At 60.1% G+C, this 23,831-nt stretch carries 25 protein-coding genes; 14 read left to right on the forward strand and 11 right to left on the reverse strand.

What is annotated here, in order from left to right; translation table 11 throughout:
• Positions 1 to 7: 7 nt before the first annotated feature.
• Together KW848_RS06155 and KW848_RS06160 are read right to left on the reverse strand one after the other, a co-directional pair.
• The gene (locus KW848_RS06155; RefSeq protein WP_218536323.1) at positions 8 to 2,458 is read right to left on the reverse strand and encodes a penicillin acylase family protein; all 2,451 of its coding nucleotides are present in this window, start codon (positions 2,456 to 2,458) and stop codon (positions 8 to 10) included.
• Positions 2,459 to 2,741: 283 nt separating this feature from the next.
• Complete coding sequence (locus KW848_RS06160) at positions 2,742 to 3,386, reverse strand: glutathione S-transferase N-terminal domain-containing protein (RefSeq protein WP_218536324.1); 645 nt, start codon at positions 3,384 to 3,386, stop codon at positions 2,742 to 2,744.
• Positions 3,387 to 3,532: 146 nt separating this feature from the next.
• On the opposite strand from KW848_RS06160, the gene KW848_RS06165 reads away from it, so the two are divergent.
• Positions 3,533 to 4,090, forward strand: a complete 558-nt coding sequence (locus KW848_RS06165; protein WP_218536526.1) for a cysteine hydrolase family protein — start codon at positions 3,533 to 3,535, stop codon at positions 4,088 to 4,090.
• Positions 4,091 to 4,201: 111 nt separating this feature from the next.
• On the opposite strand, the gene KW848_RS06170 is transcribed toward KW848_RS06165, so the two are convergent.
• From KW848_RS06170 to KW848_RS06180, 3 genes are all read right to left on the reverse strand, one after another.
• Entirely contained in the window at positions 4,202 to 4,798 is a 597-nt protein-coding gene (locus KW848_RS06170) for a superoxide dismutase (RefSeq protein ID WP_008156084.1), read from the reverse strand.
• 177 nt (positions 4,799 to 4,975) lie between these two features.
• Positions 4,976 to 5,578, reverse strand: a complete 603-nt coding sequence (locus tag KW848_RS06175; RefSeq protein ID WP_218536325.1) for a LysE/ArgO family amino acid transporter — start codon at positions 5,576 to 5,578, stop codon at positions 4,976 to 4,978.
• A 5-nt stretch (positions 5,579 to 5,583) separates the two neighbouring features.
• Entirely contained in the window at positions 5,584 to 5,985 is a 402-nt protein-coding gene (locus tag KW848_RS06180) for an ACT domain-containing protein (protein WP_008156081.1), read from the reverse strand.
• Between the two features lie 96 nt (positions 5,986 to 6,081).
• Between KW848_RS06180 and KW848_RS06185 the strand changes: the two genes are divergently transcribed.
• From KW848_RS06185 to KW848_RS06200, 4 genes are all read left to right on the forward strand, one after another.
• Positions 6,082 to 6,975 (forward strand): LysR family transcriptional regulator ArgP, encoded by an 894-nt coding sequence (locus KW848_RS06185; RefSeq protein ID WP_076028448.1) that lies wholly within the window; start codon positions 6,082 to 6,084, stop codon positions 6,973 to 6,975.
• Positions 6,976 to 7,036: 61 nt separating this feature from the next.
• Positions 7,037 to 8,029 (forward strand): NAD(P)-dependent oxidoreductase, encoded by a 993-nt coding sequence (locus KW848_RS06190; protein WP_218536326.1) that lies wholly within the window; start codon positions 7,037 to 7,039, stop codon positions 8,027 to 8,029.
• 119 nt (positions 8,030 to 8,148) lie between these two features.
• Entirely contained in the window at positions 8,149 to 9,021 is an 873-nt protein-coding gene (locus KW848_RS06195) for an ATPase (protein WP_218536327.1), read from the forward strand.
• Between the two features lie 123 nt (positions 9,022 to 9,144).
• The gene (locus tag KW848_RS06200; RefSeq protein WP_111451960.1) at positions 9,145 to 9,993 is read left to right on the forward strand and encodes a cache domain-containing protein; all 849 of its coding nucleotides are present in this window, start codon (positions 9,145 to 9,147) and stop codon (positions 9,991 to 9,993) included.
• Between the two features lie 151 nt (positions 9,994 to 10,144).
• On the opposite strand, the gene KW848_RS06205 is transcribed toward KW848_RS06200, so the two are convergent.
• From KW848_RS06205 to KW848_RS06220, 4 genes are read right to left on the reverse strand one after another with little or no spacing between them, the layout of a single operon-like run.
• A complete protein-coding gene (locus KW848_RS06205; RefSeq protein WP_007906737.1) occupies positions 10,145 to 10,354 on the reverse strand; it encodes an SEC-C metal-binding domain-containing protein in 210 nt (69 codons plus the stop codon).
• A complete protein-coding gene (locus KW848_RS06210; protein ID WP_192406481.1) occupies positions 10,351 to 10,845 on the reverse strand; it encodes an LEA type 2 family protein in 495 nt (164 codons plus the stop codon). Before KW848_RS06210 ends, KW848_RS06205 begins: the two co-directional genes overlap by 4 nt.
• Positions 10,846 to 10,889: 44 nt before the next feature.
• Positions 10,890 to 11,366 (reverse strand): YchJ family protein, encoded by a 477-nt coding sequence (locus KW848_RS06215; RefSeq protein WP_192406483.1) that lies wholly within the window; start codon positions 11,364 to 11,366, stop codon positions 10,890 to 10,892.
• Between the two features lie 4 nt (positions 11,367 to 11,370).
• Complete coding sequence (locus tag KW848_RS06220; RefSeq protein ID WP_111450958.1) at positions 11,371 to 11,868, reverse strand: DUF6231 family protein; 498 nt, start codon at positions 11,866 to 11,868, stop codon at positions 11,371 to 11,373.
• 192 nt (positions 11,869 to 12,060) lie between these two features.
• Between KW848_RS06220 and KW848_RS06225 the strand changes: the two genes are divergently transcribed.
• From KW848_RS06225 to KW848_RS06240, 4 genes are all read left to right on the forward strand, one after another.
• Positions 12,061 to 12,756 (forward strand): OmpA family protein, encoded by a 696-nt coding sequence (locus KW848_RS06225; RefSeq protein WP_218536328.1) that lies wholly within the window; start codon positions 12,061 to 12,063, stop codon positions 12,754 to 12,756.
• A gap of 89 nt (positions 12,757 to 12,845) precedes the next feature.
• On the forward strand, positions 12,846 to 13,562 hold the full coding sequence (locus KW848_RS06230; protein ID WP_218536329.1) for an OmpA family protein: 717 nt from the start codon (positions 12,846 to 12,848) through the stop codon (positions 13,560 to 13,562).
• A 148-nt stretch (positions 13,563 to 13,710) separates the two neighbouring features.
• The gene (locus KW848_RS06235; protein WP_218536330.1) at positions 13,711 to 13,989 is read left to right on the forward strand and encodes a DUF1145 domain-containing protein; all 279 of its coding nucleotides are present in this window, start codon (positions 13,711 to 13,713) and stop codon (positions 13,987 to 13,989) included.
• Positions 13,982 to 14,740: a collagen-like protein gene (locus KW848_RS06240; RefSeq protein ID WP_218536331.1), complete on the forward strand. Its 759-nt coding sequence runs from the start codon at positions 13,982 to 13,984 to the stop codon at positions 14,738 to 14,740. Before KW848_RS06235 ends, KW848_RS06240 begins: the two co-directional genes overlap by 8 nt.
• A gap of 145 nt (positions 14,741 to 14,885) precedes the next feature.
• On the opposite strand, the gene KW848_RS06245 is transcribed toward KW848_RS06240, so the two are convergent.
• Positions 14,886 to 15,350, reverse strand: coding sequence for a CopD family protein (locus tag KW848_RS06245; protein ID WP_111450953.1), 465 nt, complete (start codon positions 15,348 to 15,350; stop codon positions 14,886 to 14,888).
• 99 nt (positions 15,351 to 15,449) lie between these two features.
• Between KW848_RS06245 and dinG the strand changes: the two genes are divergently transcribed.
• The 5 genes from dinG (at position 15,450) to pdxH (ending at position 23,495) form a co-directional block, all read left to right on the forward strand.
• Positions 15,450 to 17,594 carry an ATP-dependent DNA helicase DinG gene (gene dinG, locus KW848_RS06250; protein ID WP_008153901.1) on the forward strand — a complete coding sequence of 715 codons (2,145 nt, stop codon included), beginning with the start codon at positions 15,450 to 15,452 and terminating at the stop codon, positions 17,592 to 17,594.
• A gap of 95 nt (positions 17,595 to 17,689) precedes the next feature.
• On the forward strand, positions 17,690 to 20,200 hold the full coding sequence (locus KW848_RS06255) for a beta-galactosidase (protein WP_218536332.1): 2,511 nt from the start codon (positions 17,690 to 17,692) through the stop codon (positions 20,198 to 20,200).
• A 242-nt stretch (positions 20,201 to 20,442) separates the two neighbouring features.
• Positions 20,443 to 21,588, forward strand: a complete 1,146-nt coding sequence (locus KW848_RS06260) for a serine hydrolase domain-containing protein (protein WP_192406495.1) — start codon at positions 20,443 to 20,445, stop codon at positions 21,586 to 21,588.
• 113 nt (positions 21,589 to 21,701) lie between these two features.
• Positions 21,702 to 22,823: an OmpA family protein gene (locus KW848_RS06265; RefSeq protein ID WP_218536333.1), complete on the forward strand. Its 1,122-nt coding sequence runs from the start codon at positions 21,702 to 21,704 to the stop codon at positions 22,821 to 22,823.
• Between the two features lie 24 nt (positions 22,824 to 22,847).
• Positions 22,848 to 23,495, forward strand: a complete 648-nt coding sequence (pdxH, locus tag KW848_RS06270; RefSeq protein WP_111450948.1) for a pyridoxamine 5'-phosphate oxidase — start codon at positions 22,848 to 22,850, stop codon at positions 23,493 to 23,495.
• Between the two features lie 5 nt (positions 23,496 to 23,500).
• On the opposite strand, the gene KW848_RS06275 is transcribed toward pdxH, so the two are convergent.
• Positions 23,501 to 23,737: a hypothetical protein gene (locus KW848_RS06275; protein ID WP_192406499.1), complete on the reverse strand. Its 237-nt coding sequence runs from the start codon at positions 23,735 to 23,737 to the stop codon at positions 23,501 to 23,503.
• Positions 23,738 to 23,831: the final 94 nt, after the last annotated feature.

Here is a 23,831-nt window from a genome sequence, read left to right on the forward strand (position 1 = left end):
GGTGACCTTACTTGCCAGGGGTTAGAGTCAACCGCTTGTTGCCATACACCTTGTCAAAGTTCTGCGGCTGCATCGGCAAACTCATGTATTGCCCCTTCAGCCACGGATCAATGCTGTCGAGGTAGTTCGGGCTCGCCGGATTACCGGATTGCCCCGTACCGTTTTGCCCCATCAGCGGTTCCGCCTGGCCGAAGTCGACGATAAAGCGCATGGCTGGCGCCAGGGTGGTGTTGAAATCCTGCCCCCAGGCGAATGCTGCGGTATTCAGCGTGGTGTGGTCGCCACCGGCTGCCAGTGGACCGCGCACCGTCTGGCCGCTGGCGTTTTTCCACTCGTAGCGGTGCAGTTTGCCCCATTGCCAGGCTTTGCGATCGCCGCCCAATTGGTTGTCGCCCGCGCTGATCGCTGCCGCCAGACTGCGGGCGAGGATCGCCGGTTTATCTTCTTTCTGCGGCGTGCGAGCGTCATCCCAGAACGGACTGTCCTCACGCCCCAACAGGTGATCAGCCTGGGCCGCATAGGACAACTTGCCGTTGGCGATAAAGGCTTTCCACGCCGGGCTGCTTTGCGGGCCCAGTTCGTCGAGGAAGATTTGCTGGGTGCTTTGCTGCAGGAACAACTCGTAAATAGCGGCATCGGCGGAGGTCGGGCTGAGTTTGCCGTCGAAGGCCATCAGGCGGGTATACGCCTCGCGAGCCTTGCCCCGATCCGCCTCAGGCAACGCTTCAATGGCCTGCTTGAGTGGCTTGGCCATGCCCGGTGCTTCGAACATCTTCTTCAGCTTGGCAGCGAAAGTGGTGGTCTGGTCGTATTGCATGGCGATCAGGCTGCGCGTGTCGTGTTTGCCCACGCCTGCCAGTTCGGCCAGGCGTTCGCCACGCTCCGGTGCCGACCAGGAATTGGACAACTGCATGCCGTAGCCATGCGGAATGACTCGCTGGTTGGCGGTGCCGAGCCAGCCTTGGGCTGGATCCTGGTCATAGGGGTGGAGCATCGGGTCGGCATAACCATCCCAATCGTAACGACCTTCCCAGCCCGGCGACGGCAGCAGGCCTTCGCCTTCGCGACGGTTCGGGAAGCGACCGGTGACTTGCCAGCCGATGTTGCTGGCGTCGGCAAATACCAGGTTCAGCGCGATGGCGCGGATTTCGCGGCTGGCGTCCGAGGCTTTCTCGACGGTCTGGGCGCGGGACAGGTCGAAAAACGCGTCCAGGCTCTTGTCATCGGTGAAGTTCGGCGTCTGCAAGGCCAGGCCGAAACCATTAGCCAGCGTCGTGCCTTGGGCACTGTTGAGCAGCGGGCCATGACGGGTTTCGTACACCACTTCGCGAATCGGCCGCTGGCCTTTGACGAAGTAAGTTTCGTTGCGCACGATCGCCGGCTGCCATTTGCCACCCACCTCGTAGGAAAGACCATTGCCCTGGCGTTTGATTTTTTCCAGGAACAGGTCCTGGTTGTCGCCCATGACGGCGGTCATGCTCCAGGCCACTTTGCCGTTGAAACCGCCGAGCACCATCGGCAAACCGGCAATCGTCACACCAGAAGCCTGGTACTTCGGCGTGCGAATCTGCACGTAGCTGAACAACGATGGCACGCCCATTGGGCCATGGTTGTCGCTGGCCAGCAGGCTTTTGCCGCTGCGGCTGCGTTGCGGGCCGATCGCCCAGTTGTTCGACGAGGTGGCGCCCAGCAGGTTCAGATCGGAGAGTTGGCTCGTGGCTTTGCTGATCTCGGCCAGGCCCGGGACTTGCCCGTTGAGCTTGATGCCCTGAAGTTTTTCAGCTTCGGCCAGCGGCAGTTTTTCATCGGGAGCGGACGGGGTCAGCCACGGGAGTTTATCGGTGCTGACGGTCTGGGCCAGCATCAACGAGGCAATCTCTTCCGGCAGGTTGGCCGATTGGCTGAAGTTCAGCAGGCAGAAAATCAGCGCCGAGTCTTCCGGCTTCCAGTATTCAGGTTTGTAGCCGGTGGCCGCGAGGTCTGCCGGCAGTTTGTCGCGATAGCGGAACAGGTAGGCGTTGGCGCCGCGGGCATAGACTTCGAAGAAGCGTTTGAGGCGCGGCGAAGATGCCTTGTACAGCTCGTCGGCGCTTTTCTTCAGATTGACGGCGCGCATATATCGGTCAGCGTCGAGCAGGTCCGAACCGGACATCTCTGACAAACGGCCCTGAGCCAACAGGCGCAGGGTGACCATTTGCGTGATGCGGTCGGTGGCATGGACGTAACCCAGGGTGAACAGCGCGTCGTGGAAGGTGTTGCTTTCGATCAACGGCATGCCCATGGCATTGCGGCGTACCGAAACGTTCTGCGCCAGGCCCTTGAGCGGCTGCACACCGGTGGTCGGCGGGAGGGTGTCCTGGGTGTTCCAGGTCTGACAACCGGTCAGGCTCAAAACACCGGCCACTGCTGCGGCAACGCCGAACCGGGGAAGAAAATGTGTAAGGGCTGGCGAGGCCATGGCAAAGCTCCTGCGGGGGGGTAGCGTCATTAAAGGCGCTACGTTAGTGAGCAGGAGGTGCCCGCGCAAGCGGGGGTATAGGGTTATTTCAAGATTTGTCCGATAAATACAATTTCTTGGGCAATGCATCCCTGTGGCGAGGGGACTTGTCCCCGTTCGGCTGCGTAGCAGTCGTCAACTTTCAATGTGGTTTGTCTGAAAGAATGCCGGGGGCGCTTCGCGACCCAACGGGGACAAGTCCCCTCGCCACATTGAAAGCATCACAAGGAAAGTGCGTCGTTTTTCAGGATTTAGGCGGATTGACCTTGGCCACCAGCGCATACGCCTTCACCGTCGCCGGACGGCTCTGGATGTGGTTGTACCAGCGCAGCACGTTGGGGAAGTCTTCCAGGTTCTGACTCTGCCACTTGTGGGAAACGATCCACGGGTAGATCGCCATGTCGGCAATGCTGTATTCGCTGCCGGCGACGAAGTCTTTATCGGCCAACTGCTTGTCGAGTACCCCATAGAGGCGGGCGGTTTCGTCGATGTAGCGCTTGATTGCGTAGGGGATTTTCTCCGGCGCGAATTGGCTGAAGTGATGATTCTGCCCGGCCATCGGCCCCAGGCCGCCCATCTGCCAGAACAACCATTGCAGCGCTTGTTGGCGACCGCGCAGGTCTTTGGGCAAAAACTTGCCGGTTTTCTCTGCCAGGTACAACAAAATCGCCCCGGACTCGAACAGTGCCAACGGCTCACCGCCATCGGCCGGTTCGGGATCGACGATGGCCGGAATTTTGTTGTTCGGGGAGATTTTCAGGAAATCGGGTTTGAACTGGTCGTTCTGGCTGATGTTGATCGGGTGCACGTTGTAGGGCAGGCCGGCTTCTTCCAGGAATATCGAGATTTTGTGGCCGTTGGGGGTGGTCCAGTAATACAGGTCGATCATGGAGTACTCCAAATCAAAAGATGTCGTTACTTGCGGACAGCAAACGCCGGCATCAGGTCGTCCTGTTTGCGTTCGATAGCTTGCCTGTAGGAACAGGTGATGCTGAAGTGCGGGAAATTCAATGACCCCGCATGAGAAAAACCGGCATGGAGCTCAAAACAAACGCGGCGCTGATCATCATCGATCAACAAAAAGGCATCCTGCATCCCAAACTCGGTCGCCGAAATAATCTTCAGGCCGAGCAGCGAATCCTCGATTTGCTAGGGCATTGGCGTCGAACCGGGCGACCGGTGATTCATGTGCAGCACTTGTCCCGGTCGCCGGAATCGGTGTTCTGGCCGGCGCAGTCGGGGGTGGAATTTCAGGAACGGTTTCAGCCACAGACCGATGAGCAGCTTGTTCAAAAGCAGGTGCCGGATGCGTTTTGTGCGACGGGGCTTGAGAAAAGTTTGCGAACGGCGGGGATCGATCAGTTGGTCATTGTCGGCGTAGCGACCAACAACTCAGTGGAATCCACGGCGCGAACGGCCGGGAATCTGGGGTTTGAAACGTGGGTCGTGGAGGATGCGTGTTTTACCTTCGACAAGGCTGACTACTTTGGTAAAGCCCGTACAGCCGAGGAAGTGCATGCGATGTCGCTAGGGAATTTGCATGGCGAGTATGCGACGGTCGTGAGCACAACACAGATTTTGCAGCCTGGCTGAAATCCCTGTGTGGGAGCCTGCTCGCGAAGGCAGTCCAACTGCCGGCCCAAGACTTTTCCTCGCCCATAAAAAACCCGGCAAAAGCCGGGTTTTTTTTGACTGGCGTCGATCTTAAGCGGTGAAGGTTTTGCCTTCGAACTGCTCAGCCACGAATTTCCAGTTGACCAGGTTCCAGAACGCTTCGACGTATTTTGGACGAAGGTTGCGGTAGTCGATGTAGTAAGCGTGTTCCCAGACGTCGCAGGTCAGCAGCGGGGTGTCGCCGTTGGTCAGCGGGTTGCCGGCGCCGATGGTGCTGGCCAGGGCCAGGGAACCGTCAGCCTTTTTCACCAGCCAGCCCCAACCGGAACCGAAGGTGCCGATGGAAGTCTTGCTGAATTCTTCCTTGAACTTGTCGAACGAACCGAAGGCTGCGTTGATAGCTTCAGCCAGTGCGCCGGTTGGTTGACCGCCGGCGTTTGGCGCCAGGCAGTTCCAGTAGAAAGTGTGGTTCCAGACCTGAGCGGCGTTGTTGAAGATGCCGCCCGAGGAAGATTTGACGATTTCTTCCAGAGTCTTGCCTTCGAACTCGGTGCCTGGCACCAGGTTGTTCAGGTTCACGACATAGGTGTTGTGGTGCTTGTCGTGGTGGTATTCCAGAGTTTCCTTGGAAATGTGCGGCTGCAGGGCATCGTGTGCGTAAGGCAGCGGCGGCAATTCGAAAGCCATGATGATTCTCCTAATCAGGTCAGTTGCGGTGAGCGCAAGGCCGATCACGGGCGGCCAGACAAGCGCCGGGGAGTTTGTACTCTTTGCGGCGCATCGGACCGGATCATAGCACCGGGGGTGCGGCATAACCACGCAACAACTGTGTGGGATAGAGGTTCCAGAGCCTTTTGGAATAAATCAGGCGCTGGTGATTAGTTGGGCCGCCACTGTGAACATCATTACTGCCACGAGCAGGTCGAGAATTCTCCAGGTACTCGGTCGGGCCAACCACGGCGCCAACCACGCCGCGCCGAGCGCCAGGGTGAAAAACCACAGCAACGACGCGCTGGCCGCGCCCACGACATAAGCGCCGGGCTCGGTTTGTTGGGCACCGAGAGAGCCAATCAGCAACACGGTATCCAGATAAACGTGCGGGTTCAGCAGCGTTACGGCCAAAGCACTGAGCATCACCGCGCGCAGCGAGCGCACGGTCTGGTTTTCACCTTGTTGCAGGCTCTGTTTCGAGCAGGCCCGGCGCAGTGCCTGGCTGCCATACCAAATCAGAAATACGGCGCCACCCCAACGGGCAACCGCTAAAAGCGTCGGGTTCTGCGCCAGCACCGTCGCCAGGCCGAATACGCCGGCAGCGACCAATAATGCATCGCAGGTGACGCAGAGCGCCGCCACCGGCAGGTGATGTTCACGTCTCAGGCTTTGAGCCAGCACGAACGCATTTTGAGTACCGATCGCCATGATCAGCCCCGCGGCCACGAGCAGGCCGTTCACATAGCTTTGCCACATATTTTTTACTCCGCGTTGGCCGCCAGATCCCGCAACACGTGCAGGGCGCGTTCAGCATCGGCCTGGCCGACGAATAAATGGTCGTGGTAATAGCCAGCGATCACGTTGCAACTGATGCCGGCCTGGCCTAATGCCGTGGCAAACGCGGCGGTCAGGCCGACGGCTTCGAGGGCCGAATGCACGTTCAAGGTGATCCAGGCCGCGACGTAATCGAAACTGAAACCGGCCTTCTCGGCGTGGGAACGTTCCAGAATTACCGTCAGACCTTCCTGTTCGCGGAAACTGCCGACGATCTCCAGGCCTGCCGGCAATTTGCCGTCGCGCAGGGTGCAGAACACGTATTCGCCGGCATTGAGTTGCGGGCTCATGCTACGCAGCAAGGTTGCCAATGAAGTTTCGCCAGCCATGTCGATGATCCTTGTTGAAGAGTTCTTGCTGGCCATTCTCCGGTGTCAGGCTGTATAAGAAAAACCAATCATGCTGATCGCTCATTAGGAAAACTGATGTTCGACTATAAATTGCTTTCTGCTCTGGCCGCGGTGGTCGAGCAGGCCGGGTTCGAACGTGCGGCTCAGGTGCTGGGTTTGTCGCAATCGGCGATCTCCCAGCGCATCAAATTATTGGAGGCGCGGGTCGGCCAACCGGTGCTGGTGCGGGTGACACCGCCGGCCCCGACCGAAATCGGCCGACGGCTGCTCAACCATGTGCAGCAGGTGCGTTTACTTGAACGGGACCTGCAAACACTGGTGCCGGCACTCGATGAAGAAGGTCTGCCGGAACGTCTGCGCATCGCCTTGAATGCCGACAGCCTCGCCACGTGGTGGGCCGCAGCCGTCAGTGATTTCTGCGCCGAGCAACACCTGCTGCTGGATCTGGTCGTCGAAGACCAGACGGTGGGCCTCAAACGCATGCGCGCTGGCGAAGTGGCCGCGTGCATCTGCGCCAGCGAGCGACCGGTGGCCGGCGCACGCAGCGTTTTGCTGGGGGCCATGCGCTACCGTGCGTTGGCCAGCCCGGCATTTATCGCCCGGCATTTTCCTGAAGGTGTGCGCGCCGATCTGTTGTCGAAAACGCCCGCGCTGGTGTTTGGTCCGGATGATTTCCTACAGCATCGCTACCTCGCGTCCCTCGGCGTCGATGGCGGATTCGAACACCATCTATGCCCCTCGTCCGAAGGCTTCATCCGTCTCACGGAAGCGGGACTCGGTTGGGGCCTGGTGCCAGAACTGCAGGTGCGCGAGCAACTGGAACGTGGCGTATTGGTAGAGCTTTTGCCCGATAAGCCGATCGATGTGCCGCTGTACTGGCATCATTGGCGCAATGGCGGTCAGTTGCTGGGGCTGCTCACTGATCAGCTGGTGCGTTCGTCGAAGCAATGGCTGGTGCCGTTGGACTGACGGGCAGCGTCAAGACCTCACGCAAAATGCAAAACGCAAAACGAAATATTCGGAGCAATTCATGAAGATTCTGGTTACCGGCGCAAGCGGCTTCATCGGCGGGCGCTTTGCGCGTTTTGCCCTGGAGCAGGGCCTGGACGTGCGGGTCAACGGTCGCCGGGCCGAAAGTGTGGAGCATCTGGTGCGCCGTGGCGCCGAGTTCATCCAGGGTGACTTGAGCGACCCGGAACTGGCACGTGACCTGTGCTCAGACGTTGAAGCCGTGGTGCATTGCGCCGGTGCGGTCGGTTTGTGGGGGCGTTATCAGGATTTCCATCAAGGCAACGTGCAGGTCACGGAAAACGTGGTCGAGGCCTGTCTGAAACAGCGGGTTCGGCGACTGGTGCATTTGTCGTCGCCGTCGATCTACTTTGATGGCCGCGATCACCTGGGGCTGACCGAAGAACAGGTTCCCAAGCGCTTCAAGCATCCCTACGCCGCGACCAAATACCTGGCCGAGCAAAAGGTTTTCGGCGCTCAGGAGTTCGGCCTCGAAACCCTGGCCCTGCGCCCGCGTTTCGTGACGGGGGCTGGCGACATGAGCATCTTTCCACGGCTGCTGAAAATGCAGCGTAAAGGACGGCTCGCGATCATTGGTAACGGCCTGAACAAGGTTGATTTCACCAGCGTGCAAAACCTCAATGAAGCGTTGCTCAGCAGTTTGCTGGCCAGCGGTTCGGCGTTGGGCAAGGCCTACAACATCAGCAACGGCACGCCGGTGCCATTGTGGGATGTGATCAATTATGTGATGCGCAAGATGGATGTCCCACAGGTCACGCGCCACCGTTCCTACGGTTTGGCCTACACCGTGGCGGCGCTCAATGAGGGCGTGTGCAAACTGTGGCCAGGTCGTCCCGAGCCGACCCTGTCGCGCCTGGGCATGCAGGTGATGAACAAAAATTTCACCCTGGACATCAGCCGCGCCCGGCATTATCTGGACTACGATCCCAAAGTCAGTCTCTGGACCGCCCTCGATGAATTCTGCGGCTGGTGGAAGGCCCAGGACATCCGCTGACGCACGGGTTAGCGCCGCCACACTGAACCGAGTTCGGGGTTGAGGGTCAATCGATGCGGCAGTGGGGAGTTATACTGCGCCGCATCAAGCCATCACCGCGTTCCACAAAGGTTGACTCAATGTCCATGCGTAACGATGCCAACGACGACTTCGATCTGCCGAGCCTGCGTGCCGACAGCCTCGACGACGATGATTTTCCGACCACCGCTCGCACCTCCGTGCATTCGCGGACCACGCCAGTCGTCAAAGTCAAAAGTTCGAGCACGGGCCCGCTGTGGGCGCTGGTCGGCGCCTTGTTCTTTGCGTTTGCAGGCCTGGCCTGGTGGAGCTTTCAGCAGCTCTCGCTGATGGAACAGCAATTGGTGGCGACCCAGGAAAGTTTCGCGCGTATCAGTGAAGAAGCGGCGGGGCGCTTGCAGGACATTTCCGGCAAGGTTGTCGCCAGTCAGACCAACGTCAACAGCGACAGCGAAGCCTTGAAACTGCAAATCAAACAGCTGGAAAGCAAACTCCAGGATCAAAGCAAACAACAGCAGGGCGTTGTCGGCCAGACCACCGATCTGGACAAGCGCCTGGCGCAGATGAGTGCACAGACCACCGAGCTGGATAAGCGCCTGGCGCAGATAACCGGGCAAGGTAGCGAACAACAGACCGCCACCATTCAATTGCAGGCTCAGGTCAAAGTCTTGAACAGCGATGTAGCCGTGCTGAAAAGCAACCTGACGGACACCGACAAATTCGACGCGCAACTTAAAAGCCTTGGCTCCGACATCGTTGCCCTGAAGAAACAAGGCAACCCGAGCGCCGCCATCGAGCGCCTGGAGCAGGAAGTCATTATCCTCAAAAGCCAACAGGACAATCGCTCGGCCGCGACGTCGGGCGGGACCAATACCGCCGAATTCGACGCCTTCCGTAGCCAGGTCACCCGCACCATCAACTCCCTTCAGGCGCAGATCCAGAATCTGCAGCAGCAGCTGCGCGCAAGGCAGTGAGCCATGAATCATTCCCGGATTCCCCGGGAATGATTTCCTTACACACTGGCGTTCGCTGAATATCCATACATACCCCATTGCCGTCTACGCTCTTGAAACACCAACAAGAACGAGGGATGCGCAATGGGGTTTTTGCATAGGTTGGCCTTGCTGGGCGTGATGCTTTTGCTGTGTCTGGGCCAGGTTCAAGCCGCCGGCACGGAAAAGGACGACAGCCAGGCTGCCAAAGCCTTGCTGGAAAAAGCCCTGGCGTACTACCACGACCATGGCGACAAGGCCTTCGCTGCTTTCAGCCGTCAGGGCGAGTTTGTCGACAAGGATCGTTACGTGTTCGTGGTCGACACCAAAGGCGTGATGCTCGCCAGCGGCGGGCCGTCTTCGGCGTTGATTGGCCGTGATGTGTCCGATGTGCTCGGGCCGGATTTGCAGAAAGCCTTCAAAGACGCCTTGAAAGTGCCGGAGGGCAATGGCATCCAGCAAGCCGAGTATCGCTGGCAGAACTGGTCTGACGGCAAGGTCGAACGCAAGCATGTGTTTTACCAGCGCGTCGGTCAGCGGATCCTGGCGGTCGGTTATTACTTGCCACGGGCCTCAGCGGAACAGGCGATGGCGTTGCTGAACAAAGCGGCGGCCGATCTGGCCAAGGACGAGAAGGGCACGCTCACGGCCATCAACTCCCTCAAGGGCGGTTACTTGCAGGATGACCTGTACGTCTTCGTCGTCGACCTGGATAACCAGCGTTATGTCGCCCATGGCACCAACCTGCGGTTGATCAATACCGATTTCAGCAAGATCAAGGATCCGGAAGGCAAGCCGGTTGGGGAGCCGATCCTGGCGCTGATGGCCAGGCAGGACGATGGCGAATACGAGTACCGCTGGAAAAACCCGGTGACCGGCAAGGTTGAGGACAAACATGCCTACCTGAAAAAGGTCGGGCATTTTCTTGTGGCTGTCGGGTATTACAGCCCTTGAATGGTGGTGCCTGACGGACCGCATTCGCGAGCAAGCCCGCACACATTGGAATTCGGGTGTTCACATAGTTTGTGTTCAATGCAAAACCCTGCGGGAGCGGGCTTGCTCGCGAAGGCGGCTCAACAGGCGAAGAAGTTCTTCGCCCGAAGCATCAAGCGCCGTGGCACTTCTTGAATTTCTTGCCGTTGCCGCAGGGGCAAGGGTCGTTGCGGCCGACGTCTTTCAGGGCGTTGCGCACCGGTTCCTGGTGGGCGTGGCCGCAGTTCGGGCCGTGGACATGGCCATGGTCGTGATCATGGTGGTCGTGATGGTCATGATCGTGGTTGCAGTCAGGGCCATGGACATGGGGTTGCTGGGTCATCGGTTTTGCTCCGGAATTAAATCGGCGGGGATTATCACGCCATTGCGCGCCAGGTGCACGTAGTGCGCGATGAATAAACCGGTTTCCAGTTCACCTTCCAGACGATAGGGAATGGGCTGGTCGGGTTTTTTCAGCAGTTTCACCAGATCCCGCACCTTGGGCCACAGGTTGGTGCGGATCGGCACTTTAAAGTAGGTACTGTGTTTGGGGCCGACCGTAAACCAATGTTCGTGCTCGCCTTCGGTCAGCAACATGTCGCCCAAGTGAATGCGGTACTCGATGCCTCGCACCGTCAGGTCACTGTCGTTGGGGTTGTCGACGCGAAAGTGCAGCAAGAATTTTTGCTGCATCAATTTGGCCTGGACCACTTCGACCTTGACCAGATGCACCTGCGGTTCCGGTTCATCATCGCTGAACCAGGACACACAACCGCCAAGCCCCAGAAAAAGGAACAAGGTGAGCATCTGTAAGACGCGCCGCTGACTGAGCATGGAGTGACTCCCTTTGATGCCCAGTCTAGTCTCTTGCGATTACCTCAACTGCTGAAATAACCCGCACAACACTTCTTGAACTTTTGTCCGCTGGCGCAAGGGCACGCATCATTGCGCCCGGCCTTGAGTTGTACGGTGGGGTCGATGAAGTACCAGTGGCCGGCGTTCTGCACGAACGACGAGCGTTCGCGGTGGCTGTGTTCACCGCTGCCGTCGTGCCAGCGCGCGGTAAATGTCACGAAGGCATGTTCCGGCTGACCGCCCAAGACCTCGGAGCTTTCTAGTTCAAGGCCCAGCCAGGTGCTTTGGGCGCTCCAGTCGCGGATGGACTGCCGATCCAGGCCTGCCTGTTGTGCGGGCAGGGTGGTCGCCACCAGATAATCGATCAGCCCCAGTACGTAGGCGCTATAGCGCGAACGCATCAAGGCTTCGGCACACGGCGCCGGATGGCCGGCATGGTAATGGCCGCAGCAGGCATCAAGCGGGATGCCGCTACCGCAGGGGCAAATGGATGTACTCATCGCGTTACCACCAATATTTCCCGAAGTTTTCCGGATTGGCCCAGAACCGTGAGTTGAGCCAGTCGGGGACTTGTTTGTAGTCAAGCAGATCATAGGTGAACAGGGTCAGCACTTGATCGTCGCGCTGGAAGCGTTCACTGGCTTGCAGGGCCAGGGAGAAAAAATCGGTTTCCTGCCAGCCGCTGGCCGGCAAGTCCGCCAGCACCGCGATGCGACTGGCGTTGAGGTTACGGATCCCGCCCAGCAGGTTCAGGCCCTCGCGTTTGGGCAAGTGTTCGAGGCAATCGACCACCAGCGCCAGGTCAAACCGGCGCGCCGCCAGTTCGGCCGGCAACACCCCGGGTGCTGCATGGGCCACACATGTTTCCGGGTGCGCCAGCTTGAAGGCCTCCAGCGCGGGGAACTCGCTGGCGCCAATCAGCAACAGGCGCGCGGGGGCGTAACGATCAAGCAAAGCGGCCAACGCCTGCTGGGGCGTGCGCGAAGAAATACCTGCAATCATCGAAGATCCTCAATCAGAGCTGCCAAGACTAGCCTGCTCAAAGGGCCGGGCCTAGAGGTGGTTTGTCGCAAAAGCGTCGATCTACCGTGAACACAGGATAAAACTGCAATGGCCTATTGCTGGCGGAGATTAAAACTCGGGTCTTTACTACCTGAAATCGGTTTTAAGCCGATCCCCTCAGGAGAAAACTAGATGAGCATAGTTCGCACAGCATTACCCTTGGTTCTGCTAACCAGTGTGTTGACTGGTTGCGCAGGTTTGCAGAAAACCGACTGGCCGACCTGTGCGGCGGTCGGTGGCGTCGTGGGTGCCGGTCTCGGCGCGACCGAGAGCTCGGCATGGGCGGGGTATGGCGCGCTGCTTGTCGGCGGCACGGCTGCGGCCTATTGCTGGGTTCACGGTGATGGCGACGAAGACGGCGATGGCGTGCCGGATAGCCGCGACAAGTGCCCGGGAACACCTCGAGGCGTACGGGTCGATGCCGACGGTTGCCCTCCACCGGTGCCTGCGCCAGTGGTCGAAGAAAAGGCCGTGGTTAAAGAAGAAGTCATCGTCATTCGCGATGTTCACTTCCAGTTTGACAAGGCCATACTGACCCCTTCCGATAAAGAGGTACTCAACACAATCGCCACTCGCCTGAAGCAGGAATCGAGCACCGCCCAACTGACTGTAACCGGTTACACCGACAGCGTGGGCAGCGATAACTATAACCAGAAGCTGTCGGATCGTCGTGCGCACGCGGTGGTTGAGTACCTGATTTCCCAAGGCGTACCCCGCAGTGAATTCGTGTCTGTGACCGGTGCCGGGGAAAGCCAGCCGGTTGCCGATAACAAAACCGCTGACGGCCGCGCGTTGAACCGTCGCACGGAAATCAAAATCAACCGCTAACCTCTCGTACTCCGCGGCTTGTGCAGTCGCGGTTGCGCGTCTTTACTCCTGTGTGACCGGCATTGGCCGGTAACACAGGAGCTTTCACCATGAGTGTTCTCACACGGACCGTCTTGCCGGTTGTGCTGCTGGGCAGCCTGTTGACCGGTTGCGCTACTCACAGCGATGGCACCGCCCCCCTCAATCAACGAACCTGGCCAATCTGCAGCGTTATCGGCGGCCTGGTCGGTGGCGGTCTGGGCGCTCTCCAAAATGGCGGTTGGGCGGCCGGTGGCGCGGCGCTTGGTATCTTGACCGGTGGCTTGATCTGTTATGCCCAGGATGGCGACGAAGACGATGATGGAGTCTTCGATCGACGTGATCGCTGCCCTGATACGCCCGCCAATACTCCCGTCGAACATCATGGTTGCCCATTGCCGCAGTACCCGGCCAGCGTGAAACCTGAACCTGCGCAATCGGAGGTCATCACCCTGAACGACGCGGGCGACGTGCTGTTTGCCTTCAATCAATCCGAACTGACCCCGGCCGCGCAGAGCAAGCTGGATTCGCTGATGCCCAAACTGCAAAGCGCCGATGTGGTGAGCGTCAAGGTGGTCGGTCATACCGACAACGTCGGCTCGGACAGCTATAACCAGGCACTCTCGGAACGCCGCGCCAGTAGCGTGGCGGCCTACCTGTTAAGCCAGGGCCTGGCGCCGAACAAGCTCACCAGCGAGGGCAAGGGCCAAAGTCAGCCGGTGGCCGCTAACGAAACGGAAGAAGGACGGGCGAAAAACCGTCGGGTGGAGTTGCACATCAATCGCTGAGCCCCGTGATAGAGCCGTCGGGCCACAATTGAAGTCGGTCTGGCGGCCATTCGGCGGCCTTCATGAAGAATTTTCCGTTGCCCTCTGGCTTAACCCGCGTGTAAGCCGGTACTGTGCGCGCAAAGAATAATTCTCAGCGGGGGAGCGTATGAACGTGTTTTGGGGGCTGGGGAAGTTGTTGACCCTGCTGTTCTGGCTGGTGGTGCTGACCAATCAGCTCATGCCGTTTGTCAATCCTCTGCATCTGCTGGTGGATCTGGCCGGCGGCCTGCTGGCCTGCCTTCATCTTCTTGAGGCGGTGTTCTGTTTCCGCAGCCTCAGAGGTCGCGCTCACCCTTGGCTTGATCGCCTGAATATCCTCTTTTTCGGCGTTTTCCACCTGCAAACCCTCCCGGCTCCGACCGCTCCTAAGGCTTCCCATGCGTAAACTCTGTCTGCTCGCTGCACTCATCAGCCCATTGGCCTGCGCCCAGGTGGTGAGCGTCGAAACCAACTCGCTGATGCGTTTGCCCAACACCGCCAGCACCTTGCAGCTGGAACGCCTGGAAGTGGCCGACTACGGCACGTTATTGATTCCCTCGAACGTGACGGAGGTTTCTGTCGGTGAATTGCGTCTGGGTCGTGAAGCGCGGATCGCCATCGTACCCGGCGAACAGCCGCTTGAGCTGAAGGTCAGTCGTGCGCAATTGTCGGAAGGCAGCCAGATCACGGCTCGCGGTGCGCCGGGGACTTACCTCAAGGCAGCCCGCTCCGGGCGTAACCTGAACTTGCAGATCAAGGCATTGAGTGCGCCGCAATTGTGGGTGGACGCTCGTGGCGGTGCGGGCGCACCGGGTTTCGTCGGTCTCGATGGGGCCAACGGTCAGGCTCCGGGTTGTACCTGGGGCCAGGCCGGTCGTGGTGCCGATGGTAGTGATGGTAGCGACGGTCAGCCCGGCGCGCCGGGTGCAATGGTTCGTCTGGAAGTGCCACGCGATTACCCGGCGGAGCTGATCAAGGTTCAGGTGGCCGGGGGTGACGGCGGTGTGGCCGGGCCTGGCGGTAAACCGGGCGCGGGTGGCAAGGCCAAGGGCTGTTTCGTTTACAAGGCCGATGGCGGAAAAAATGGTCGTCCAGGTGCTGATGGCCAGCCGGGGCCTGCCGGTGCGGCAGGTTCGGTGACCGTGCAGCGTCTGTAAGAGGTTTCTGGAATGTGTGTCGTCTGATCGATCGCTATCGCGGGCAAGCCTTGCTCCTACAGATTTTGCGTTGTTCACAACTTTTATGAACGACATTAAACCTGTAGGAGCAAGGCTTGCCCGCGATAGGGTCAGCCCCGTCGCCTCAAAACATCGGTCGAGCCGCGGCAATCGCCACCAGCACCAACCCGACAATCAGATTAATCCCCACCAACTTGCGAATTTTCCCAAGCGTCGCCGCCCCGGTCGGCCAGTCCTGCGCCGCCACTGCGGTGCGCAACTCTGGCAACAACAACGCCTGAATCCGGATAAACAGCGCCGTCATCACCACGTACAACCCCATCATCACCTGCACATACCGCGGTGCCGCTTCAAAACCGCTGAACTGCAAATGAATCATGCCCACACCGCTGATCGGCAACAGCACCACTGCGACCCAGACCCAGCGGAAAAAACCTTGAAACACTTCTACCCACAGCTTCAAGCGGGCAGGGCCTTCAAGTGCCTTCATCGCCGCGGGCCGCAAGACCATCCACGCGAAAAACATGCCGCCAACCCACACCAGGGCTGACAGTACATGCAGGGTATAAACAAGGCCAAAAGGTGTCATTGGGGTACTCCGTTCTGCGCGGGATTAATTAGCGCGGTATGATAGCCGCCGAACCGAACCACTGAAAATTTATCCAGCGTTTTTTGCGCCCGACAATCCATGATCAGCACTGAACTCAAAACCACGATCCAGGGCGCCTACTCGCGTTTTCTCGAAGCCAAGAGCCTCAAGCCGCGCTACGGCCAACGCCTGATGATCGCCGAAATTGCCAAGGTCCTCGGTGACATCGACACCGACGACGAAGGCCGGCGCAGTGGCGACCCCGCGATTGTCGCGGTGGAAGCCGGCACCGGTACCGGCAAAACCGTGGCCTACAGCCTGGCCGCCATCCCCACGGCCAAGGCTGCCGGCAAACGCCTGGTGATTGCCACGGCCACCGTGGCCCTGCAAGAGCAGATCGTCTACAAGGATTTGCCCGACCTGATGCGCAACAGCGGGCTGAATTTCAGCTTTGCCCTGGCCAAGGGGCGCGGTCGCTACATGTGCCTGTCCAAGCTCGACATGTTGCTCCAGGAAGGTCACGCACAAACCGCCACGGCGCAGTTGTTTGAAGAAGAAGGCTTCAAAATCGAGGTCGACGAGGCCAGTCAGAAGCTGTTCACCAGCATGATCGAGAAACTCGCCGGCAATAAATGGGACGGCGACCGTGACAGCTGGTCCACTGCCCTGGAAGACGCCGACTGGGCGCGACTGACCACCGATCACAGCCAGTGCACCAACCGCCATTGCCCGAACTTCGGCCAGTGCGCCTTCTACAAGGCCCGGGAAGGCATGGGCAAGGTCGACGTCATCGTCACCAACCACGACATGGTACTGGCCGACCTGGCACTGGGCGGCGGCGCCGTGTTGCCGGACCCGCGCGACACCATCTACGTGTTCGACGAAGGCCACCACCTGCCGGACAAGGCCATCGGCCATTTCGCCCATTACACGCGTCTGCGTTCCACCGCCGACTGGCTGGAAACCACCGCCAAGAACCTCACCAAGTTGCTGGCCCAACATCCGTTGCCGGGCGACCTGGGCAAGTTGATCGAGCAGGTGCCGGAACTCGCGCGGGAGATCAAGACCCAGCAGCAATTCATGTTCAGCGCCTGCGAGCAGGTCGCCGATTTTAAACCGGGTGAAGACGTCGAAGGTCGCGAGCGGCCGCGTCATCGCTTCGTCGGTGGGGTGATTCCCGAGCACATGCGCGAAATGGGCGTCGAGTTGAAGAAGGGTTTCGCCCGTCTGACCGATCTGTTTACCCGTCTCACCGAACTGCTCAAGGAAGGCATGGACGGCGAGGTCAACATCGGCATCGCCAGCAACCAGGCCGAGGAGTGGTACCCGCTGTTCGGCAGTCTGTTGTCCCGTTCTTCGGGCAACTGGGAGTTGTGGGTCGCGTTCACCGCTGAAGACCCGGAAGACAACCCGCCGATGGCCCGCTGGCTGACCCTGGCCGAAAGCGGCTCGCTGTTCGACATCGAGGTCAACGCCAGCCCGATCCTCGCGGCGGAAATGCTCCGTCGCAATTTGTGGAACGTGGCTTACGGCGCTCTGGTGACCTCCGCGACCCTGACCGCGCTCGGCACTTTCGACCGCTTCCGCATGCGCGCCGGCCTGCCGAAAAAAGCCGTGACCGCGGTGGTTCCGAGCCCGTTTCATCACGCCGACGCTGGTGTGCTGCGGGTGCCGGACCTGAAGGCCGATCCGCGTGATGCGCCGGCCCATACCGCAGCGATCATTCGCGACTTGCCGGCCTTGGTGGAAGGTTCGCGCGGCACCCTGGTGCTGTTCTCCTCGCGCAAACAGATGCAGGACGTGTTCGACGGCCTCGACCGCGACTGGCGCAAGCAAGTGTTCATTCAAGGCAACCTGTCGAAACAGGAAACCCTGAACAAGCACAAGGCGCGGGTTGATGGCGGCGATTCCAGTGTGTTGTTCGGCCTGGCGAGTTTTGCCGAAGGGGTGGATTTGCCGGGTGCGTACTGCGAGCACGTGGTGATCGCGAAGATTCCATTCTCGGTGCCCGATGATCCCGTCGAAGCGGCCCTGGCCGAGTGGATCGAGGCTCGGGGTGGCAATCCGTTCATGGAAATCTCCGTGCCGGATGCTTCGCTGAAGCTGGTCCAGGCCTGCGGTCGCTTGCTGCGTACCGAAGAAGACCGCGGCACCATCACCTTGCTCGATCGACGCCTGGTCACCCAGCGTTACGGCAAGGCAATCCTCAATGCGTTGCCACCCTTCCGACGTGAAATTTCCTGATACAGGGCTGGGCAATTTTGCCCAACCCGTTGTCTATCTCTCTACCATCGCTTTTCCACTGGCCATTGTTGGTCGTTAGGGAGAATTTCGTTCTCATGATTCGCCGTTCGTTGCCCGCTGTATTCGCTCTGATGTTCGCAGCCCCTTTGCTGGCGGCTCCTGCCGGCCAACAGACGCTGTTCAACTTTGTGCGCCCCGCCGATGTGGTCCAGGTGGCGACTCAGGACGCCAGCCTGCCGCAATCCAACGCCGAGCAAACGGCCGAAGGCGAAGTGCTGCGTCGGGTGACGTTCAACCCGGTGGCACAACCGAACTTGCGTCTGACCCCGCAGACGGGCGCCTGGGACTGGTCGCAATCGGGCTTCATGAGTTTGCGGATTCAGAGCGCAATGGACTGGGCCGTGACCCTGTACGTGAAAATCCAGAGCAACGATGGCAAGACGCTGGTCAGCCGCGTCGACTTGCCGGCCGGCCCTGCGCAAACCTTGTTGGTGCCGCTGCAACCCTTTACGCCATTGAGCCTGGGCCTGAAAGCCGGCCCGCCAATGCCGATGACGTTCGATGGCCAACGCGTATTGCTGGCCAGCAGCGCCGGAGAGCTGGAGCGCAGCCAGGTGGTGTCGGTGACCTTGTCGATGGATCAGCCGAAAGTCGCCCAGAGCATCCTGCTGGAACGCTTTGGCGTGCAGGACGGCGATGCGGTTACCCAAGCGGCTTTCGGCGGGCTTGTAGATGCTTACGGTCAGTCGACCCGAACCAAATGGCCAGAGAAAGTCAGCAGCGACGAGCAACTGAAAAGCGCGGCCGCCAAGGAACATCAGCAACTGAAAACCTGGCTGGCCGAGCGCGAGAAGTCGTCCCTGGACAAGTTTGGTGGCTGGAACAAAGGCCCGTCATTCAAGGCCAGCGGTTTTTTTCGCACGGAGAAGCGCGACGGTCGCTGGTACCTGGTGACCCCGGAAGGCCATCCGTTCTATTCGCTCGGGGTCAACACCATCACCCCGGATGTCGACCAGACCTACGTCGCCGGCCGCGAGTGGATGTTCGAGTCCCTGCCCAAACCGGACGAGCCGCTGGCCAGCCATTATGGCGAAGGCGATAACCGTGGCGGCAACGGCGTCGATCAGGGCCGAGGCTACAATGCCGGTCGCTGGTACGACTTCTATGGCGCCAACTTGCAGCGTCTGTATGGTCCGCCGTGTGTGGTGACCAGCGACACCAAGGCCGGTGTCGCCGAAGCGGCCAAGGCTGACGCGGTTGCGGCAACGGTGGAGAAGGCTGCTGAGCAACCGGTCGTTCCTTCGACGGCCGAATCCGGTATCGCCGAAGCCGCCAAGACCGACGCTGTTGAAGCGACCGCCGCGAAAGCAGCTGAGCAAACGCCTGCCGAACCCTGCAAAGCGGCGGTTGATGAACAGCGCTGGGCCAGCCACACCCTTGATCGCCTGCAAGCCTGGGGCTTCAACACTATCGGCAACTGGAGCGCCCCGGCGCTGGCCAACGCTGATCGCGTGCCGTACACCTTGCCGCTGTCGATCGTCGGCGATTACGCCAGCATCAGCACCGGCACCGACTGGTGGGGCGGCATGCCCGACCCGTTCGACCCGCGTTTCGCCATGGCGACCGAACGTGCCGTGGCCATCGCCGCGCGCGACCATCGCGATGATCCATGGCTGATCGGTTACTTTGCCGACAACGAACTAGCCTGGGCCGGTCCCGGCGACGACCCGAAAGCCCGTTACGCCTTGGCCTACGGCACCTTGAAAACGACCACCGACGTGCCGGCCAAACGCGCGTTCCTCAAGCAATTACGCGACAAGTACCGCAACCAGGCAGGCCTGTCGAAAGCCTGGGGCATTGACCTGCCAGCCTGGGAATTGATGGAAGATCCGGGCTTCGAAGCGCCGCTGCCAAGTGCCGAGCACCCGGAAATCGAAGCCGACTTCAAATACTTCCAGAAGGTCTTCGCCGACACTTACTTCAAGACCATTTCCGACTCGCTCAAGTGGCACTCGCCGAATCAGCTGTTGCTGGGCGGCCGGTTTGCCATCAGCACCCCCGAAGCAGTTGAGTCCTGCGCTCAGTATTGCGACGTGCTGAGCTTCAACATGTACACCCTGCAACCGCAGGACGGTTACGACTTCGCCAAGCTGCGCAGCCTGGACAAACCGGTGCTGATCACCGAGTTTAACTTCGGCTCGGCCGATCGTGGCCCGTTCTGGGGCGGTGTGACGCAATTGCCCAAGGAAGAAGACCGTGGGCCCGCTTACGCCAATTTCCTCAAACAGGCGATGAGCGAACCGTCGATCGTCGGCGTTCACTGGTTCCAATACCTTGACCAACCGGTTAGCGGTCGTCTGCTGGATGGCGAGAACGGTCACTTCGGGCTGGTGGGCATTACCGATTTGCCGTTCCAGGGTTTCGTCGATACCGTGCGCAAGAGCAATTTGCAGACCGTCGATCAGCTCGGTAAAGAGGCCGAGAAGGCCAAGACTGAGGCGGATAAAGCCGGGCAAGCAGCTCAGGGCGGCAGAAAAGGCGAGGCTGGCAAAGGCGCAGGGCAGGGCGCTGGCCATGCGGGTGGGCATTCCGGTAATGGGCATTAAATAGCTGAAACAGTGTCATCGTTCTTCGCGAGCAAGCCCGCTCCCACATTCAATCGCATTCTTTCTGAAAGAACTCGGTCGAATGTGGGAGCGGGCTTGCTCGCGAAGGCGTCCGCCAAGGCACGCTAAAGATCTGATCCAATCCATAGGGGGGCGACCGCCCAGCCCGCCATAGTTCCCAAAACCCTCTAGGGCTGGAACAATGCGGCCACTTTGTAGAACATTATCCAGAGGAGTTGCGGGTGCAGATTCAGGGTTTTTACGAGCTGAAGTTCGAAGCGGTGCGTGAAGCTTTCGCGGCGCTGTTCGACGATCCTCAGGAACGGGGTGCAGCGTTGTGCATCAAGATCGGCGGTGAAACCGTGGTCGACCTTTGGGCCGGCAGCGCTGACAAGGACGGCACCGAAGCCTGGCACAGCGACACCATCGCCAATCTGTTCTCCTGCACCAAGACCTTTACCGCGGTGACCGCCCTGCAACTGGTAGCCGAAGGCAAGCTGCAACTGGATGCCCCGGTTGCCCGCTACTGGCCCGAGTTCGCCGCCGCCGGCAAAGAGTCCGTGACCTTGCGTCAATTGCTCTGCCATCAGGCCGGTCTGCCGGCGCTGCGTGAGCTATTGGCCCCGGAAGCCCTTTACGACTGGCAAACCATGGTTGACGCCCTGGCCGCCGAAGAACCGTGGTGGACGCCGGGAAATGGTCACGGTTATGCGGCTATCACCTACGGCTGGCTGATCGGTGAGTTGCTGCGGCGTGCCGACGGTCGTGGGCCGGGTGAGGCCATCGTGGCGCGAGTCGCGAAGCCTTTGGGCCTGGACTTTCACGTCGGCCTGGCGGATCAAGAGTTCCATCGCGTGGCGCACATCGCCCGTGGCAAGGGCAATGTCGGCGATGCCGCCGCCCAGCGCTTGCTGCAAGTGACCCTGCGCGAGCCGACGGCCATGACCACGAGGGCGTTCACGAACCCGCCGTCGATCATGACCAGCACCAACAAACCCGAGTGGCGACGCATGCAGCAGCCGGCCGCCAATGGCCACGGCAATGCCCGCAGCCTGGCCGGGTTCTATGCCGGTCTGCTCGATGGCAGCTTGCTGGAAAGCGAAATGCTCGAGGAACTGACCCGCGAGCACAGCCTCGGCGAGGACAAGACTTTACTGACCCGGACCCGTTTCGGCCTGGGTTGCATGCTCGATCAACCGGACGTCCCCAACGCCACCTACGGCCTCGGCCCTCGTGCGTTCGGTCACCCGGGGGCGGGCGGTTCCACCGGCTTTGCTGACCCGGAACACGATGTGGCCTTCGGCTTTGTGACAAATACCTTGGGACCGTACGTCTTGATGGATCCGCGCGCACAAAAGCTTGTGCGAGCACTGGCCACTTGTCTGTAAAACGCGCTCAGGGGCTCCAGGGCCGGAACCCCAAGGCCTTTTTGATTTCCAAGCGTCTGTTTATCCGGGTCAATCCGGCCTGATAGTTAATTACTTCATTTTGTGGATATCCAATGTCTTCCAATAAAACCCTCGCTTTGGCTCTGTGCTTCGCTATTACCGGTTGCGCACAAACTCCACAAAGTGACTCGGATGGCAGCAGCTGGTGGCCGTTCGGCTCTTCCGACAAAGTCGCCGCTAAAGGCCCGGCTCCGGCTCCGACCCCAGCCCCGGCACCTTTGAAGCCTGCCGCGACCGCTCCGGTGGCCAAGGCTGAAAGCTCCAACCCCTGGTACTGGCCATTCGGTTCCGATGAAGTTCTCGACAAGAAGCCAGAGGTGAAAGCTGAAGCCAAGCCCGAAGCCAAACCGGTCGAGGTGGCCAAGGCCAAGGCTGAGGCCGATGCAGGTGGCAATTGGTGGTGGCCGTTCGGCGGCAAAGAGCAAAGCACTGCCAAAGCCGTGCCGATGCCTGATCCTAAAGTTACCCAAGCCTGGCTCGACGACTACGAGCCGCGCTTGCGCGAAGCGGTCAAGGGCAGCAACCTGCAACTCGAACGCCGTGAAAACGTATTGGTGGTGACCGCGCCGGTAGAAGGCTCGTTCAACCCTGACCGTCCGGCCATGCTGCTGCCGGTGACCCTCGGCCCGTTCACCCGCGTCGCGAAAATTCTTGAAGTCGATCCGAAAACTGCCGTGCTGATTCTGGGCCACAGTGATACGTCGGGTGCCGCACCGGCCAACGTGAAACTGAGCCAGGAGCGTGCCCAGGCCGTGGCAGCGATTTTCCGCCTCAGCGGTCTGCAGCGTGATCGCCTGATGCTGCGCGGTATGGGTGGCGAAGCCCCGCGTGCTGCCAACGACAGCAATGAAGGCCGTGCCTTGAACCGTCGCGTCGAACTGTTGGTGACCCCGCAAAACACCATGGTCGCGTTGCTGAGCAAGTACAACATGCCGGCCCCGGCGCCAGTGAAATTGGTCGCTGCCCAGGACGTCAAGCCAGTAGTCAAACCGGTCACCCCGGCGCCAGCCGCGAAGAAAGCCGATGTGCCTGCGGCGAAAAAAGCCCCGGCCAAGAAAGCCGCCGCCAAGAAGGCACCGGCTAAAACTGCAACGCCGGCGAAAAAGACTGCCCCGGCCAAAGCCGCTGCCGACACGAAAAAAGTCGCCGACGCCGCCGATACTGTAAAAAAGTGATTCGTTAACCAAAAGGAATGCGCCATGACCCAGGGCCTGGCTGATATGCGTCGCGACTACACCCGTGATGGCCTGACCGAGGCGCAAGCCCCGGCCGAGCCGTTCGCGCTGTTCCATCAGTGGTTCGCCGACGCGGTGAAAACCGAGCAGGCGCCGGTGGAAGCCAACGCCATGACCCTGGCCACCGTCGATCAGGACGGTCGGCCGCATTGCCGCATTCTGCTGCTCAAGGGGCTGGACGAGCAGGGTTTCACCTTCTTCACCAACTACGACAGCGCCAAGGGCCAGCACCTGGCCGCGAACCCGTTCGCGGCCATGACCTTTTTCTGGCCGGCCCTGGAGCGTCAGGTGCGCATCGAAGGGCGGGTGGTGAAGGTTACGCCCGAGGAGTCCGACGCCTACTTCCAGGTTCGGCCGCTGGGCAGTCGTCTCGGTGCCTGGGCTTCGCCCCAGAGCCGGGTGATCGCCGATCGTGCCGAGCTGGAAGCGCTGCTCAAGAACACCGAGCAACGTTTCAGCGACACACAACCTCATTGCCCTGAGCACTGGGGTGGTTACCGTTTGTTACCGGAGCGCATCGAGTTCTGGCAAGGCCGTCCGAGCCGCCTGCACGATCGCCTCAACTACCGCTTTCAGGGCGCCGACTGGACTCTTGAACGTCTGGCACCTTAAGCCATCTACCGATCGGGATAGCCTGCCGCAGCGGCTTCAAGCCACTGCGGCAGGTCTCGGCGCTTGATCTTCTGCGCTTGAGCGTTCGCCAGTTGCTGGAGCATGAACGCCTTTTTCTGCTCGTCTTTACCCGCCAGTGACAACGCCAGATCGCGGTCCATCCAGCGTTTGATCCGCACGTATAGCCACCAGTGGAAATACAATCCGGCAACGGTAGTGACGACAATGATGAAGTAATCCATGACAATCCTTGGGGCAGCGGCGCAGATTCCGGAATTTGCCGCTACTGTGTGGTGAGTTCGTGGAGGTGCCTGTACCGGGCCTGAATCAAACCAA

The sequence above is a fragment of the Pseudomonas sp. PDM25 genome, from assembly GCF_019219045.1.
Lineage (GTDB): Bacteria > Pseudomonadota > Gammaproteobacteria > Pseudomonadales > Pseudomonadaceae > Aquipseudomonas.